General features: G+C 41.3%; 15 protein-coding genes. 7 read left to right on the top strand and 8 right to left on the bottom strand.

The genetic code is table 11. The features are described 5' to 3' along the window. Positions 1-159: 159 nt before the first annotated feature. Positions 160-1,443 carry an aspartate aminotransferase family protein gene (locus AC5JMK_RS04280; protein WP_096675962.1) on the bottom strand — a complete coding sequence of 428 codons (1,284 nt, stop codon included), beginning with the start codon at positions 1,441-1,443 and terminating at the stop codon, positions 160-162. A 190-nt stretch (positions 1,444-1,633) separates the two neighbouring features. Between AC5JMK_RS04280 and AC5JMK_RS04275 the strand changes: the two genes are divergently transcribed. Continuing rightward, a complete protein-coding gene (locus AC5JMK_RS04275; protein ID WP_096675961.1) occupies positions 1,634-2,698 on the top strand; it encodes a potassium channel protein in 1,065 nt (354 codons plus the stop codon). 101 nt (positions 2,699-2,799) lie between these two features. On the opposite strand, the gene AC5JMK_RS04270 is transcribed toward AC5JMK_RS04275, so the two are convergent. The 3 genes from AC5JMK_RS04270 to AC5JMK_RS04260 form a co-directional block, all read right to left on the bottom strand. Continuing rightward, positions 2,800-3,354 (bottom strand): methylmalonic aciduria and homocystinuria type D protein, encoded by a 555-nt coding sequence (locus AC5JMK_RS04270; RefSeq protein WP_096675960.1) that lies wholly within the window; start codon positions 3,352-3,354, stop codon positions 2,800-2,802. A 336-nt stretch (positions 3,355-3,690) separates the two neighbouring features. Then, positions 3,691-3,897 (bottom strand): glycogen debranching protein, encoded by a 207-nt coding sequence (locus tag AC5JMK_RS04265; protein WP_096675959.1) that lies wholly within the window; start codon positions 3,895-3,897, stop codon positions 3,691-3,693. 135 nt (positions 3,898-4,032) lie between these two features. Continuing rightward, positions 4,033-4,323 carry a hypothetical protein gene (locus tag AC5JMK_RS04260; RefSeq protein ID WP_495909469.1) on the bottom strand — a complete coding sequence of 97 codons (291 nt, stop codon included), beginning with the start codon at positions 4,321-4,323 and terminating at the stop codon, positions 4,033-4,035. On the opposite strand from AC5JMK_RS04260, the gene AC5JMK_RS04255 reads away from it, so the two are divergent. After that, the gene (locus AC5JMK_RS04255) at positions 4,205-4,513 is read left to right on the top strand and encodes an RNA-guided endonuclease InsQ/TnpB family protein (RefSeq protein ID WP_495909468.1); all 309 of its coding nucleotides are present in this window, start codon (positions 4,205-4,207) and stop codon (positions 4,511-4,513) included. The genes AC5JMK_RS04260 and AC5JMK_RS04255 overlap by 119 nt on opposite strands. Before the next feature lie 83 nt (positions 4,514-4,596). Here AC5JMK_RS04255 and devC read toward each other — a convergent pair whose 3' ends face one another. The 3 genes from devC to pyrG form a co-directional block, all read right to left on the bottom strand. Continuing rightward, positions 4,597-5,763, bottom strand: a complete 1,167-nt coding sequence (devC, locus tag AC5JMK_RS04250) for an ABC transporter permease DevC (RefSeq protein ID WP_096675956.1) — start codon at positions 5,761-5,763, stop codon at positions 4,597-4,599. A gap of 506 nt (positions 5,764-6,269) precedes the next feature. After that, positions 6,270-7,505 (bottom strand): LL-diaminopimelate aminotransferase, encoded by a 1,236-nt coding sequence (locus AC5JMK_RS04245; protein ID WP_096675955.1) that lies wholly within the window; start codon positions 7,503-7,505, stop codon positions 6,270-6,272. A gap of 307 nt (positions 7,506-7,812) precedes the next feature. Continuing rightward, the gene (pyrG, locus tag AC5JMK_RS04240) at positions 7,813-9,450 is read right to left on the bottom strand and encodes a CTP synthase (protein WP_096675954.1); all 1,638 of its coding nucleotides are present in this window, start codon (positions 9,448-9,450) and stop codon (positions 7,813-7,815) included. Between the two features lie 102 nt (positions 9,451-9,552). Here pyrG and AC5JMK_RS04235 point away from each other — a divergent pair, with 102 nt between their 5' ends. Beyond that, complete coding sequence (locus tag AC5JMK_RS04235; RefSeq protein ID WP_495909467.1) at positions 9,553-11,367, top strand: N-acetylmuramoyl-L-alanine amidase family protein; 1,815 nt, start codon at positions 9,553-9,555, stop codon at positions 11,365-11,367. A 142-nt stretch (positions 11,368-11,509) separates the two neighbouring features. Here the strand turns inward: AC5JMK_RS04235 and AC5JMK_RS04230 are convergent, their stop codons facing one another. Then, positions 11,510-12,037 (bottom strand): pentapeptide repeat-containing protein, encoded by a 528-nt coding sequence (locus AC5JMK_RS04230; protein WP_096675952.1) that lies wholly within the window; start codon positions 12,035-12,037, stop codon positions 11,510-11,512. Positions 12,038-12,226: 189 nt separating this feature from the next. Here AC5JMK_RS04230 and AC5JMK_RS04225 point away from each other — a divergent pair, with 189 nt between their 5' ends. The 4 genes from AC5JMK_RS04225 to AC5JMK_RS04210 all read left to right on the top strand — a co-directional run bounded on the left by AC5JMK_RS04225 (position 12,227) and on the right by AC5JMK_RS04210 (position 16,224). Continuing rightward, complete coding sequence (locus AC5JMK_RS04225; RefSeq protein ID WP_495909466.1) at positions 12,227-12,949, top strand: TIGR04283 family arsenosugar biosynthesis glycosyltransferase; 723 nt, start codon at positions 12,227-12,229, stop codon at positions 12,947-12,949. 118 nt (positions 12,950-13,067) lie between these two features. Further along, positions 13,068-13,769, top strand: a complete 702-nt coding sequence (locus tag AC5JMK_RS04220) for a TVP38/TMEM64 family protein (RefSeq protein WP_495909465.1) — start codon at positions 13,068-13,070, stop codon at positions 13,767-13,769. Positions 13,770-14,409: 640 nt separating this feature from the next. Continuing rightward, on the top strand, positions 14,410-15,366 hold the full coding sequence (locus tag AC5JMK_RS04215) for an SGNH/GDSL hydrolase family protein (protein ID WP_495909464.1): 957 nt from the start codon (positions 14,410-14,412) through the stop codon (positions 15,364-15,366). A gap of 309 nt (positions 15,367-15,675) precedes the next feature. Beyond that, positions 15,676-16,224: a pentapeptide repeat-containing protein gene (locus AC5JMK_RS04210; RefSeq protein WP_096675948.1), complete on the top strand. Its 549-nt coding sequence runs from the start codon at positions 15,676-15,678 to the stop codon at positions 16,222-16,224. The last annotated feature ends 158 nt before the right edge of the window (positions 16,225-16,382 follow it).

Genomic DNA, 16,382 nt, shown 5'->3' with positions numbered 1-16,382 from the left:
TTCTCATGATGTAATCTCTTTGTACTTCAATTTGAAGTGCGGAATGTGGGTTTAATGTGAGAGTTAATACTTGATTAAGTTTGCGATCGCGCCCAAGGGAGCTTGAACTCCCTTGGGCGCTGTCTTCCCTACACCCTACACCCTTATTCCCCCACACCGCTAGTTTTTGACAGTCGCCATTACCTGATCAACAATTTGCAGCGCTGTATTTACTTCTTTTTCACTCACAATCAAGGGTGGTACAAACCGGATGACTTTAGGGCCGGCTGGTACAAGTAACAAACCCTCGTTAATTGCAGCTTTGACGATATCACCGGCGGTAAGTTCAATGTCTGCTGTTAATTCCATACCATTGATCAAACCCCAACCGCGTACATCAACGATGTGATTGGGATATTTGCTGGCGATCGCTCTTAAGCCACCTCTGAGCTGTTCACCCCGTTGTTGAACGTTCTGTAAAATATTCTCTTTTTCCAAAGTCTGACAAACACTCAAAGCCACACCACAAACAAAAGGATTGCCGCCAAAGGTGCTAGCATGTTCACCTGCTCTAAAAACATCGCAGAATTTTTTGCTCATCATTGCGCCGATGGGGATACCACCACCCAAACCTTTGGCGCTAGTAAAGATATCCGGTTCTACCCCTAGATATTCGTAACCCCATAATTTACCACTGCGCCCCATTCCGACTTGCACTTCGTCGAAAATCAGTAGCACGCCCGTCTCATCACAAATGTGCCGTAATTTTTGGAAGTAGGCTACATCCCCCGGACGAACCCCGCCTTCTCCCTGTAATGGTTCAATTAAAATTGCAGCAACGCGGTAATCACCTTCATCCAACTCGCTAATTGCTGCTTCTACCGCCGAAATGTCATTGTAAGGTACGTAGTGGAATCCCGGCACTAGAGGATCAAAGTTCTTTTGATACTTTGGTTGTCCTGTGGCAGTAATCGTTGCTAATGTGCGTCCGTGGAAACTGGAGTGAGTAGTGATAATAATTGGACGTTCTATTTGCAACTCTGTATGAGCGTATTTCCGCGCCAGCTTAATAGCAGCTTCGTTTGCTTCTGCTCCCGAATTGCAGAAAAATACGCGATCGGCACAGGAATGCTCAACGAGCCATTTTGCCAATTCTCCTTGTTCGGGAATGTAGTATAAATTAGAAACGTGATGCAGCTTTTGAATTTGCCGTGTTACTGCTTCTACCATCGCTGGGTGAGCATGTCCCAAGGTGCAAGTAGCAATTCCTGCTACAAAATCGAGATATTCTCGCCCTTGATTATCCCAAACGCGACAGCCTGCACCCCGCTCTAAAGCGAGGGGAAACCGCCCATAGGTAGACATGACAACTGCATCAAAACTATCAGCATCAAAAGCGCTAGATAATGCAGTACCTGACTCTGGAGTAATGGGGTGTTGTTGAAATAGAGTTTCTAGGCTCACCTGTTTGGCTCCCTAAATTTTTTATTATAGGGTGATTCACTAGTCTGATAGAAATCCGTCAAAATTTCTTATCCTGACCTAATACTTCACTCTAATTAATTACAATCACTTTGATCAATTCCCTAAAAATTGACTTCATCTTAAGCTGATACGCAGTTATCCTCAAAACGAGTGGCGATGGTGAATAATTGTGTACTCAAATCTGGAACAAAAATATCAACGCATCCAAAAAGAGTTAATGGTAGGGGCGATCGCTCTTGCTGGTGTCTTTTTGATTGGTACTTTATGGTACGCCTTAGTAGAAGGCTGGTCATGGGAAGATGCAGCATATATGACAGTAATCACCTTGGCTACTGTTGGTTATGGTGAAACCCATCCACTAGGGGACAGGGGACGACTATTTACTATCGCCTTAATTTTAATGGGTGTAATTACTATTGGTTATATCGTTAATAGATTTACAGAAGCAATTATTCAAGGCTACTTTCAAGAAGGAATTCGATATCGGCAGGTGCGACGGACAATGGAATCTTTATCAGGGCATTATATCATCTGTGGATTCAGTCGGACTGGTCGGCAAATTGCTATAGAATTTCAAGCAGAAGGCGTCTGTTTTGTGATTATTGACTCTGATGCCGAATCTGTTAGAAATGCCCAAGAAATTGGTTACACTATATACCAGGGTGATGCCACCTTAGATGAAACCCTTCTGAGAGTAGGCATTGATAGAGCAGTTTGTATAGTTGCAGCTCTTCCTTCCGATGCAGAAAATTTATACACAGTACTATCGGCTAAATATTTGAATTCAAACATTCGAGCGATCGCTAGAGCTAGTACAGAAGAAGCTTTGCAAAAGTTACAACGCGCTGGTGCAGATGCTGTGATTTCTCCTTATATCACTGGTGGTAAAAGAATGGCCTCTGCGGCCCTCAGACCCCAAGTTATGGACTTTGTTGATGGAATTATCTCAGGTACAGATCGACAGTTATATATGGAAGAATTTTTGCTCGACCCCAAAGTGTGTCCGGTGGTGGGACTAACTCTTGGACAAGCCAGGTTGCGAGGACAAACAGGTGCATTGATACTTGCTGTCCGACGTAACGATGGCACTCTGATCGGTGGCCCTACTCCTGATACAGTATTTATGCCCGCAGATGTATTAATTGCCATGGGTACATCAGAACAACTGCGCGCCCTCAATCAACTTCTTGGGCCAATTGGTTCTAAGCAGTTGCGGAAACCGAAGAAGAGTTGATTAGGGACAAGGGGGACAACTAATCAGTTATCAGTTATCAAAATTAAACTGATAACTGTTCACTGTTAACTGTTAACTGATTCATGACCAATGACCAACAACTAATCAATTTCTTTCCAATCATGGGAGGGGGCGATATTTTTAATTGCCTTTTTAATGATTGTTGGGGGGGCTACTGAGAGTAAAATACTAGGATAAACTGCCATGCCCCATCTAGGATGAACTAGGACACGGCATTTATTTTCTATAATTGGATAACCGAGTAAAGCTTTGACGACTGCTGTGTCATCATGAGGAACTATCCCCGGATGAGAAAGCAAAGGGTAGCCTGTGCGGGGGTCGATGAGGTCTGTGAAATAACCGCGATCGCGCAGATTAAAAGCCACATCCAAGCCAAACCTCATAAATTTTTCTCGTAATTTTTGTTTTTCCGCCTCAATTTCTGGCGTACTTACTATCATTTCGTAACTAGATTTTTGTAAAACAATCACCACCCACAAAAAAAGCTGATGTTTCCAATCAGGTAATATCCGTTCGCAGTTGGCACAAATGTACTGACTCGGAGAATGAATTGAAATCTCAACCGCTTGTCCGCTTGTGCCAACCAAATTAATAGGATAGCCTGCAACAAAAGTGTTAAGCGTTGGATAGTTCACTTATATAATTTTCTTTTTTTCAGTTTTTTAATCTTTCCTTTGTATAGATGATAACTCTTAAAGTTTCAAAAAAATCATCAAATATATATAAAAGAATAAGTGCCTTTGCGGCTTTTACTAATTATTTATTATTTCTTAATCTTGTGGTTATATCTTCTTAACTTCTGATCAAGAGGGTTAGTAGATAGTAGACACTACTAATACCATTTTCATATGAAGATGCATAGAAAGAACCCCACCGCCTTCGGCACCTCCCCTTGGTAAGGGGAGGTTGAGAGGGGTTAAAATAATGTACAGCTTCATATTTAATTGGTATAACCATTATCAATTAACAAATTAATTTAGTTTCAAAGCATTGACTGGAACTTCATCCCAAGAATCAACTTTCCGTAACTGCGCTACCCAACCTGCAATTTTTTGTGTTTCAGTCAAGTTTTTCTTAAAAGACTCATGACACTCTTGGGCTTGTGACTCATTACAGCAGGCTATGCAGGCATAAATCAAGCCAGATGGATCGATTTGCTCATTCACCCAAATAGTCATGCTCTATTCCCTCAAAAAGTCAAGTGAAAAAATAATACGCTATTTTAGCTTAATCAAAAAGAAGCCCCGCGCTCTATCGCTTCGTTGAGCGTCGGGATGAATTTTTGGGCGATGACGAATTGACCCACAATCAAATCAATCCTGTGGATTGACAGAGCAGAGGGTCGATGTAGCTTGCTTCTCCGAAGGAGTGGAATCGCCATTTTTTATGTTTGGTAGCGTGTCAATAAGTTCTTCAATCACTTGAGTCATCGTTTTATCAGCGTTACTTGATAAGTATGATGTTGTAGCTGTAGAAAAATTGAATATCAAAGGGCTAGCTAAAACAAAATTGGCTAAAAGTATTAATGATGCTGGATGGGGGCAGTTTGTATCAATACTTTCAAACAAAGCCGTAAATGCTGGTTTGAAGGTAATAGCTGTCAATCCAAGCGGTACTAGCCAAGAATGTTCTAGTTGTGGTCATAAAGTTAAAAAGCCGCTATCTCAAAGAATGCACGATTGCCCTATTTGTCATGCAAGTTTGTGCAGAGATTTGAACGCGGCTATAAATATAAAGGCGCGTGGGACGCACGCCCTTAAAGCTCAATCAATGTCCTCAAAGAGGAGTCATTGAGAAGCCCGCGCTGTACAAGGGAGAGTCAGCGACGGGTACGTCACGATACTCTTTTTAAAATAATGACCAATGACAACCAATTATTAAAATACATCAGCAGGGTCAACAGAATTTAATTTTCGCATTGTAGTAACTGCTGAGATCATACACATGGTTATTGTTAAAACAAATACAGTAATACCGCGATCAATGGTCATAAAAATGGGCAGCATAGTAGCATTAGCGGCTATCTGATACAGTCCTAATGAAACAATAAATCCTGGTACGTAACCTAAAACAGCTAGGAGTAAAGCTTCTTGAAGGAGAACTACGATTAAATAGCGATCGCTATATCCAATTGCTTTGAGCATGGCATATTGTGGCAAGTGATCGGCAATATCGGCATAAATAATCTGATAAACAATCACAATTCCGACAATAAAAGAGACAATCACGCCCAAACCAAAAACAAAACCTATGGGAGTTGTTTTTGCCCAATAAGCTTTTTCTAACTGAGCAAATTTTTCATTAGTCAGAACCATGACATCATCAGGTAAATCATTGATTAAACTTTTGGCTACTTGTTCTGGATTTGCATCTGGTTGTAACTTAATTAGACCAATCTCAATCTGCTGTGGATGATGATTTGAGAATAAATGCAAAAAAGTTGAGTCACTGGTAATCACATTTCCATATGCACCAAATGATGCACCCAAGGTAAATAAACCTATTACCCGGATATTCACATCATTTAATTCAGTTTCTAGAATTGCTTGTTGTTGGAATAAAGTAGCTATGGGGCCAAACTCTGGTAAAGAACCTTGGTCAAACAATACCGTATTCAATTTTTGCAATTGACTGCGGTTTTGCTCAACTTCAGGAAATTTAAATGCAGTAGTTCTTGGATCTGTACCAAACACCAGAATAGTTTGCAAACGGCGTGTTTGGGGATTTCTCCATTTTCCGTAACCCATATAAAGCGGACTTACTGACTCTACCCCTTTAAATCCTAACGCCTGATATAATCGTTCCCTAGTAAAACTTTTGACTGAGTATACACTTTTAAAATGGGAACTCACCATTACCAAATCTGTATCTAAACTTCTTTGTGGTGCTGTGGAACTGTTAAATAATGAAGCCTCAAACCCCATCTGAGCACAGATCATGATGTTTGCAAAGGCAATACCAACCACCGCCACCGCCAAACGAGTCTTCTGTTTAATTAGCTGTCGCCATGCTAGGAAGATTGTACGAAAATATTTGCGAAGCATTTACCAGAGTCCTTGGGCAAGTCCTCTAATATATCTCCGGCAAAAATTATTCAAAACCGGAGAAAAGGGGATGATCTTTGGAAGGGAGAAGTGGAGGACTAGTAGGTAGGTAGGTGTAATTAAAGATAAAATAAAACCTTACCCTGCCTCCGGCTTCCCTCTCCTTAGTAAGGAGAGGGATTGAGGGTGAGGTTTTATATTTAATTTGACCCACTTACTTACAACAAGGTAAAAGTAAAGGGGCAAAGGTAAAGAAGATCATATCTTGCATCAACCCCATATCCCGCCAATAAATAAATTTATTGGCTAATAGCGAAAGTCAGATAAATCTGACTAGGACGGTGTTTGAGTCAGTTTTAACGGGCTTATACTATTAGCCTCATTCCTTAATTCTGAGGCGGGATATGGGGTTGGTGCAAGATATCAAGAAGGGTATATTACTATCTGCTCGTCGGTGAGATACTGCTTTGAGGTGGTAGTAAAGTGATTCCTCTTAACTGCTTAAGCTATGCTTTAAAACGATTTGTAATCCGCTTCATCGCTTCTTCGACATTCTCACGACTGTTAAACGCCGAAATTCGGAAATAGCCTTCACCTGCTGCACCAAAGCCAGAACCTGGTGTACCCACAACATTGCAGGTGTGCAGCAATTTGTCGAAGAAGTCCCAACTAGAAAGACCATTGGGTGTTTTCACCCAGACGTAAGGTGCATTTACACCACCGTAGACTGCTAATCCTGCGGCTGTGAGTTGCTCACGGATAATTGTGGCGTTTTCCAGGTAAAAACTAATTAGCGCTTTGGTTTGCGCTTGTCCGTCTTCAGAATAAACTGCTTGGGCGCCACGTTGGACGATGTAGGATACGCCATTAAATTTGGTGGACTGGCGGCGGTTCCAGAGTTTCCATAGTTCCATATCAGAACCATCTGTGGCTTTGGCTGTGAGGTTCTTGGGTACTACTGTTAAAGCACACCGTGTACCAGTAAAGCCAGCATTTTTAGAGAAAGAGCGGAATTCGATCGCACACTCTTTTGCACCTGCTATTTCATAGATAGAATGGGGAATTTCTGGATCGGTGATATAGGCTTCGTAAGCAGCATCAAAGAAAATGATCGAGCCATGCGCCTTTGCATAATCCACCCAAGCTTTAAGATATTCTTTAGTAGCGACTGCACCAGTGGGGTTATTGGGGAAGCAAAGGTAAATTAAATCGACTTGTTGAGAGGGGATAGTGGCGGTAAAGTTGTTTTCGGCGGTGATTGGCAGATAAACTAAACCCTCAAACTCACCTTGTTCGTTGGCGCTGCCTGTATTTCCCGCCATAACGTTAGTATCTACATATACGGGATAAACTGGATCTGTAACGGCAATAGTATTGTCTTTGCCAAATATTTCGAGAATATTACCAGTATCACACTTAGATCCATCAGATATAAATATTTCCGATGCATCAATTTCACATCCCCGCGCTTGGAAGTCGGATTGAGCTATTTTCTCACGTAGCCAAGCGTAACCTTGTTCCGGACCATAACCTTTGAAAGTGGCGCGATCGCCCATTTCTTCCACAGCTTTAATCATCGCAGTCCGACAAGCTTCTGGCAATGGTTCGGTGACGTCACCAATACCCAGCTTAATAATTTTGGCATCTGGGTTAGCTTCTGCAAAAGCGTTGACACGACGCGCAATTTCCGGAAACAGATAACCAGCTTTCAGCTTAAGGTAGTTGTCGTTAATTGTTGCCATAGTGGGAAATTTTTATAAATCCTCTAAATAAAACAGCTTACTGCCATATGCGATATCTTGGTTGAGTTGCGATCGCCAATATTTTGATTTTTGTGATTTACCCTAAGACACCAAGTGCGCCATCGCTTTTCGATGCAATCTTCACAGACTAGATGTAAGCAAGCGAGTCTCTTTCAGAGAGACTTCGCCAACGCTTGCTTACATCTAGTTCCTTCCCCTTCTACGGTGTACACACAAGTCAAAATTTTTCATGTTGAAACTGTATCCCGCCTCGGAATAAATTCCGAGGCTTAATATGTAAAGAAAGTTAGGAAACTGGAACAGGGGTTTGTTTACCTTCGTAGGATTGAGAACGAGCGATCGCAGCTTCGATAAAGCCTTGAAATAGAGGATGGGGCGAACTTGGACGAGATTGAAACTCCGGATGGAATTGACAAGCTAAAAAGAAAGGATGATTAGGCAATTCTATCATTTCCACCAAACGCCCATCGGGAGAAGTGCCACTGATAACATAACCAGAGTCTAAAAACAGGTTGCGATAACCGTTATTAAATTCGTAACGATGGCGATGTCGTTCGTAAATCACTTCTTCTTGATAAAGACTAAAAGCTAAGGTATTTGGCACAACACGACAAGGATACAAGCCCAAGCGCATTGTTCCGCCTAAGTCTACTACATCTTGCTGTTCTGGCAATAGATTAATGACTGGGTTTTCAGTATGGGGTTCAAATTCAGCACTATGAGCATCACTAAATAACGCAATGTTTCTTGCCCATTCAATCACGCAACACTGCATTCCTAAGCATAAACCCAAGAAAGGAATTTGATGAATGCGAGCATATTTGATGGCTTCAATTTTACCATCCACTCCACGTACACCAAAACCTCCGGGGACAATTACACCATCAACACCAGCTAAATGATCCTCAGCTCCTTCTACTTCCAGTTTTTCGGAGTTTACCCAACGCAAACGCAGTTCACCACTCATGGCGATCGCCGCATGACGTAACGCCTCAACTACAGAAAGATAGGCATCATTTAATTGTACATATTTACCAACAATGGCAATTTCGATGCGATGTTTAGGACTATACAACCTTTCTACCAGAGTTTGCCACTGAGTTAAATTAGGTTGGTGTTGTTCCATGTTCAGCAACTCAAGTGTTTGCTGTGCTAGTCCTTCTCGTTCTAATATTAACGGTACTTCATAAATACTCTTGGCATCGATCGCCGGAATTACACATGCTGCGGGGACATCACAAAACTCAGATAGTTTATATTTGAGTCCGGTTGGTAAGGGGCGATCGCATCGACAAATTAAAATATCTGGTTGGATACCAATTGACCGTAACTCTTTGACAGAATGCTGTGTCGGCTTAGTTTTCATTTCACCCGCCGAAGCAATCCACGGAATCAAAGTGACATGCATGTATAACACGTTTTGTCGTCCTACATCCTTGCGGAATTGACGAATTGCTTCCAAAAACGGCAGTGATTCTATATCACCGACTGTACCACCAATTTCTGTAATTACCACATCAGGGTTAGTATCTTTGGCAACTCTTTCTATTCTTTCTTTGATTTCATTGGTGATATGGGGAATCACCTGCACAGTGCCGCCATTGTAGTCCCCGCGGCGCTCTCGATTAATAACAGCTTGGTAGATTGAGCCAGTAGTGACACTGTTGAGACGGGACATCGAGGTATCAGTAAAACGCTCATAATGCCCTAAATCCAAGTCTGTTTCCGCACCATCTTGGGTAACAAACACTTCTCCATGTTGAAAAGGACTCATTGTTCCTGGATCAACATTAATATATGGATCGAGCTTGAGAATCGATACCGAATAATTTCGAGATTTGAGCAAACGTCCCAGGCTTGCTGCTACAATGCCCTTGCCGATACTGGAAACTACACCACCGGTAACAAATACAAACTTAGTCATAACCCTTATTTTCTAGTACCTTTGAACACTTAACAGTTATCAGTGAACAGTTACCAACTGATACCTGATAACTGACAACTGATAACTGATATGTGAATCTTAATGAAATTTGGCGTGAAATCACTTATAGGATCTGTAATATTAGGCGTAATAGTCGCTTCCTCCGTAGTTGTCTTGGCACAAGAGCCATCTTTCCAGGTTGTTTATCCCCCTCCAAAGCACCAAACAAGTGCCGATCGCATTTTTTTCCTTGGTACAGCCCCCACTTCCGGACAGGTTTTTATTAATGGTAAGGCAATCAAGCGCAGTCAGTCTGGCCATTTTGCCCCTAGTTTACCTTTGCAGCTGGGAGAAAACACCTTTAGGATCAACTACCAAAATCAAGCTATCCAGATCCAGGTGACAAGGCTTTCCACTCAACCAGAAATACCACAAGGTTTAGCCTTTGCCAAAGATTCTTTGACTCCAGCAGTTGACATTGCCAGACTTGGAGGAGAACTCGTTTGTTTTAGCGCGATCGCTACTCCTAAAGCCAGTGTCTCTGTGAAATTGGGTAATCAAACAATTCCCCTGTCGCCCCAACCCCAGCAAGCACAACTCCCTGGTAACTTAGCAGCACTAACAGGAAGAAATCAACCTTCTGTTAACAATGGTGCGAGCAAATATGAGGGTTGCACTACAGCATTGGCAGATCACACCACTGCTGGCGCAGTCATTTCAGACAACACCAAAGAAATAGATTTGGGTAAACCTCAGTTTCAACTGACGCTGAATGGCAAAATAATAAGTCAGGAAGGAACAGGAAAAATTACGATCCTCTCAAGAGCAAAATTACCAGTTGTGGAAGTCACAGCCGATGCTGGTGTTGCTCGTACTGGTCCGAGTACAGATTATTCTCGACTGACGCCGTTACCTAAAGGTACACGTGCAGCAGTCACAGCTAGGGAAGGAGAATGGTTGCGCTTGGACTATGGCAGTTGGATCAACACTAAAGAAACAACTATGATACCAGGGGCTATACCTCCACACTCAATCATTCGTAGTGTTGGTTATCGTCCACTACCTAACATGACCGAGATGGTTTTTCCTTTGCAAGTTCCCGTTCCCGTGAGTGTACAACAGAGCAATCAAACTTTCACCCTTAATCTCTACAATACCACCGCTCAAACCGATATTATTCGTCTAGATGATAACCCCCTAATTTCTCGCCTAGATTGGCAACAAATCAAGCCAGAGCAAGTGCAATATACCTTTAACCTCAAAAAAAATCAACAATGGGGATACAAGCTCAGGTACGAAGGCACAAGTTTGGTATTAAGTTTGCGTCACGCTCCGATTTTAAGTAGTAAACAAAAACCTTTATCGGGAATCAAGATCTTACTAGATCCGGGACACGGTGGGAAAGAATCGGGTGCGAGTGGACCGAATGGGTATTTAGAAAAAGATGTAAATTTAAAAGTCTCGAAATTAGTGCGGGATGAATTACTCAAGCGTGGTGCGACAGTTGTGATGACGCGGGAAGATGACAAAGAAGTTTCGCTTCCTCAACGCCAAGCAATTATTGACAAAGAACAACCTGCTATTTCTATTTCGATCCATTACAACTCTCTCCCCGATGACGGTGATGCTGAAAACACCAAAGGAGTAGCAGCTTTTTGGTATCATCCCCAAGCGCACAACTTAGCAATATTTATGCAGAATTATTTAGTTAAACACAGAAAGCGCCCTTCCTACGGTGTATTTTGGGATAACTTAGCCTTAACACGTCCAGCGAGTGCGCCATCTATATTATTAGAGTTGGGTTTTATGAGTAACCCCGATGAATTTGAGTGGGTGACGGATGAAAAAGAACAGAAAAAATTAGCACGAGCGATCGCACAGGGAATTGTTGAGTGGTTTAGCTCCCCGATTTTTTGAAAAATGTCGGGTCTACGGTGTACACACAAGTATCCCGCCTAGAACTAAAGTTCCAGGCTCATAGCGAAAGTCCACTCAAGTGGACTGGAACAAACTTTTTTTTGAGTCCTCTTCAGAGGACTTGCGCTATGAGACTCGGAATTTATTCCGAGGCGGTACATCCCAAACTTTCGCGGGTTGAGACACCTGTCAGTGGATTAACACCATTAGCGCGATCGCACATCAATTTCACTTGATAAGCATCAACAATTGCACCTGAAAAATCTGCACCTGTAATATCCGCCTCGAAAAAACGACTGCTAGCAAGCATCGCATCGGTGAAAATAGCATTAGTTAAATTAGCTTTATTAAAAATGACGCGATCGGCAAATGCTTCCGCCAGATTAGCATCACTCAAGTCAGCTTGTAAAAATGATCCCTTAGTAAGAATCGTTCCACTCAGATTTGCTCCCTGAAAATTTGCTCGCTGCATTTCAGCACCAGCAAAAGATGTTCCATGTAAATCTTGATTAGCAAAATCTCGATTTCGTAAATCAGAAAGTGTATAGTTAACCGTATTTTCCTGTGCTAAAACAGCAGGAGTGTTTAAAATTGACAACAACCCTGTGAAACAAATAAATAGCACAACACATAAAATAGATTTTAACCAAGCTGTAAAATGATGCTTCATTGATCATTCTCCAATCACAATTTAGAAATACAAAACACGCTACAGTTTTAAGCAAACATATACTTATTCAGTGAAAAGTAACACTACAACAGATACATAACATCTTGCATGAGATGGAGAAGCGTTACAACTTTTTATATTTGTTAGATAATTTCTCAAAAAATAGCAAACTTTGGAGAAACAGATCAATTGTCAGAAATTATTAGTCAAAATATTGCTACTGCTACAATCTCAATTGTTGTTCCCACTCTCAATGAAGCAGAAAACATCAAAGCAGCCTTAGCTAGTACTCAACCAAGTAATCATGTCGAAGTAATTGTAGTCGATGGTGGTTCCCAAGACGAAACAGTACAAATTGCTGACTCTTTAGGTGTCAAAGTCATCTTATCTGCTCCTGGACGCGCCAAGCAAATGAATGCGGGTGCTGCTGTTGCTAGCGGCGAAATTTTGCTGTTTCTCCATGCTGATACCTGCTTACCACTTGGATTTGATGTCATGCTTCGTGAAGCACTTGCACAGTCTGGAGTTGTAGCTGGTGCGTTTTGCTTGCGAATTGGTGCAGAACAGCCGAGTTTGCGACTAGTAGAATGGGGGGTGAACATGCGATCGCGCTTTTTACAAATGCCGTATGGTGATCAAGCTATTTTTTTAACTAGAAAAATATTTAATCATGTTGGTGGCTTTCCAGAATTGCCAATCATGGAAGATTTTGAACTCATGCGATATTTAAGAAGTCTGGGTAAAATTACACTGGTTCCTGTACCAGTTATTACCTCAGCGCGTCGCTGGCTCAAAAAGGGAATTTGGCAAACAACATTAATGAATCAAATAGTCATCATCGCATATTTTCTCGGAATCTCCCCTCAACGAATTCGCAGTTGGTATCGTCGAGAAAAACTTAAAAGGTTTTAAGCCATTTCTCATTTTATTTATGTAATTTGTTAGTGGTTGGTCATTGGTCAAGGGTCATTGGTCATTTCTCCCCTCCCGTGTCCCCCGTGTCCCCAATCCCTGATCCCCAATCCCCAATATGCAAAAAAAACCCAAGCTCAAACTAATACTATTATTTTCTCTAGTTGTCAGCCTACTCATTGCTGCCAAATATTTAAATATTCAGGGATGGTTGCAGACATCAGCCATCTGGATTGAAAGTCTTGGCCCATTTGGTGCGATCGCATTTATTTTTATCTATAACTTAGCAACATTACTATTTATACCCGGCTCCTTACTCACACTCAAAGGTGGTTGTCTATTTGGCTTAGTTTGGGGTTCTATTTATGTCTTAATTGCTGCTACTATCGGAGCTACTTTTGCATTCTTAATAGGACGTTATCTATCACGAGATTGGGTTTGCCGACAATTAGAAAAGCATCCAAAATTTCAAGCGATCAATCAAGCAGTAGCTAAACAAGGATTCAAAATAGTATTTTTAACTCGCTTGTCTCCCATTTTTCCATTTAACTTGTTAAATTATGCTTTCGGAATCACCCAAGTTTCACTGAAAGATTATGTCTTGGGTTCAATTGGCATGATTCCAGGTACTGTCATGTATGTTTATATCGGTTCCCTTGCTACCGACTTAGCAATGATTAGCACTCCCAATCAGCCAACAACCCCAGAAGTGCAAATTGGAAAATGGCTAATACAAATAATCGGATTAATTGCCACTATAGTTGTCACTATTTACATAACCAGAATTGCTCAACAAGCACTTAAAGAAAGTGTAGAGTAACAGAGAAAGATCCCCGACTTCTTTAACGGAGATCTAATGTCTTTGAATTTGCAATACAGTCGGAACCCCACCCCGGCTTTGCTGACGCAAAACCTCCCCTAAGCGCACGCGGCTACGGTGTACACACAAGTCAAAATTTTTCATGTTGAAACTGTATCCCGCCTAGAACTAAAGTTCCAGGCTCATAGCGAAAGTCCACCCACGACTCGCCTAAAAAGTACGCCGGATGAAACCTCTATGCAGAAACCTCAGTCAGCTTATACCAATTCTCTGTAAAGCTGCACATTATTTTAACCCCTCCCAACCTCCCCTTACCAAGGGGAGGTGCCGAAGGCGGTGGGGTTCTTTCTATGCATCTTCATATGGAAATGGTATTATAGCACTTCTCACTCGATTGCAATACAGTCGGAACCCCACCCCTTAATCCCCTCCCCGCAAGCGGGGAGGGGATTAAGGGGTGGGGTACGTATTGGACACAACCGAGAACTGCTATAGTATCTTTTCAGACTTAAGGAAATGCGATCGCTTTTCGATACCATCTTTGAAGACTAGATGCTTTAAGCGAGTCTCTTTCAGAGAGGCTTCGCCAACCCTTGCATTTTTGTTCCTAGCTTTTAGACTGAGGCTAAGGTATTTATAAGTGAAAGAAACACTAGTTTTAATTTTTACATTTGTATTTTGTTTAATTTTGGTAATAGAAATAGGAATGCGATCGCTTTTTGGTTTTGGTAATCCTTTGATCTACATTGCAGACGAGAAAATTGGCTATTTATTAGCTCCCAATCAGCGTACCCGTCGTTATGGTAATCGGATTGAAATTAATCAATACTCTATGCGAAGCGAAGCCATAGAACAAATACCTTCGTCTTCTACGTTGCGCGTGTTGCTTTTAGGAGATTCAATTACCAATGGTGGTTGGTGGACAGACCAGGATAATACTATCTCCAGCCTGATTCAACACTCTTTAACATCAGAGAAGATTAGTAAATATCCACAAATTCAAGTATTAAATGCTTCTGCTAATTCTTGGGGGCCGAGAAATGAACTAGCGTATTTAGAGAAGTTTGGTAGTTTTCAGGCTCAAATAGTAGTGTTATTAATTAATACTGATGACTTATTTGCTACTGCTCCGACATCTTTACCAGTGGGACGCGATCGCAACTATCCAGATCACAAACCACCTTTAGCGCTGGTGGAAGTATTTCGCAATTATATTTTTAAACCCAAGCCGATATCAGAATTAAAAACTATATATAAAGAAGATGGCGATCGTGTTGCTAGAAATTTGGAAGCTATTGGTAAAATTCAAGCACTGACGCGTCAAAGTAATAGCCAATTTCTACTCGTTATAACTCCCCTACTCCGCGAAATTGGTTCGCCAGGTTCCCGCGATTATGAAATTAAAGCACGTCAACACCTGAGTGAATTTGCTAAAACCCAGAAAATAGCTTATATAGATTTTTTACCGGAATTTAATCCTATTAAAAGTCCAAAAGCTCTATATCACGACCACATTCACCTCAATTTGCAAGGAAATCAATTGGTGAGTGAGGTAATTAAACAGAAGCTAGCTGAGATTTTAAGAATGATGAATTAGGAGACAATTAAGATCCCCGACTTCTCCGAGAAATCGGGGATCTAGACTTCTCGTTATCAGTTATTCAAAGATAATTGCTTAGTGTTAACTGTTCACTATCAACTGTTAACTGATTAGTGGAAGTGTATCTATATGCATATTTACATTAAGCAAATGTGTCATTTCTGAAAAACTCTAGCAAAATAATAGAACAACATACATATAGCTAAAACAATTTTCAGTTGCTAGCAACTCAATACTTGCGTGGTTTGGATGGAGTGAAACTCATAACTAAACTTGCTCACTAGTAAACATTGCGAGGCAAAGAATATGGATATTAATATGCTCCTGAGTCGCTATAAAACAGGAGAACGGGATTTCGTTGGTGTAAATCTTCATAAAGCAAACCTTCATGAAATAGATTTGAGTGGAGCAAATTTTTGTGGAGCAGATTTAAGTGGAGCAGATCTCAGCCAAGCTAATTTAAGCGGATGTAATTTTAGCCGAGCAAATCTGACTGATGCAGATTTAACTGGAGCAGATTTGGGCGGTGCAAATATGAGTGAGATCAACTTGATTGGAGCAGACTTAATTAATGTTAACCTCAAGCAAACTAACTTAAGTCGTGCAGATTTGCGAAGTGCAAATTTAATCAGAGCCAACTTAACAAGATCAAATTTAAGTGAAGCAGAATTGAGCGGTGCAGATTTAAGTGGAGCTAATCTCAATCAAGCAAATCTGACTGATACAAACTTAAATGAAGCAGAACTCAATGGTGTAAATATAACCGGAGCAACCATCAGTGACAGAGAAATGAGTGGGGGAATTATGCACACTGGTTTATCACATAAATGGGTAACTTGGGCTGGCGGTTGCTAATAACTTTCAGAAGATAAAGCAGGGGAAAATTTTTCTCCTGCTACTTTAATTAAGTAGAACGGCGTAAATAATTAAAATCTTCTTTTAAAGCCTCTCCCCTTAATGGGACTTAAACAAAAATTAAGCCCAAATGTAGCCTAAACTAGCTTTATAAGCGG

Source organism: Pelatocladus sp., assembly GCF_059505505.1.
This window is presented reverse-complemented; position numbering and strand designations above follow the sequence as displayed.

Coding starts and splice junctions, on each gene's coding strand:
- AC5JMK_RS04235 (WP_495909467.1), top strand. CDS start 9,553: ATGAAATTTGGCGTGAAATCACTTATAGGATCTGTAATATTAGGCGTA.
- AC5JMK_RS04230 (WP_096675952.1), bottom strand. CDS start 12,037: ATGAAGCATCATTTTACAGCTTGGTTAAAATCTATTTTATGTGTTGTG.
- AC5JMK_RS04220 (WP_495909465.1), top strand. CDS start 13,068: ATGCAAAAAAAACCCAAGCTCAAACTAATACTATTATTTTCTCTAGTT.
- devC (WP_096675956.1), bottom strand. CDS start 5,763: ATGCTTCGCAAATATTTTCGTACAATCTTCCTAGCATGGCGACAGCTA.
- AC5JMK_RS04210 (WP_096675948.1), top strand. CDS start 15,676: ATGGATATTAATATGCTCCTGAGTCGCTATAAAACAGGAGAACGGGAT.
- AC5JMK_RS04245 (WP_096675955.1), bottom strand. CDS start 7,505: ATGGCAACAATTAACGACAACTACCTTAAGCTGAAAGCTGGTTATCTG.
- pyrG (WP_096675954.1), bottom strand. CDS start 9,450: ATGACTAAGTTTGTATTTGTTACCGGTGGTGTAGTTTCCAGTATCGGC.
- AC5JMK_RS04265 (WP_096675959.1), bottom strand. CDS start 3,897: ATGACTATTTGGGTGAATGAGCAAATCGATCCATCTGGCTTGATTTAT.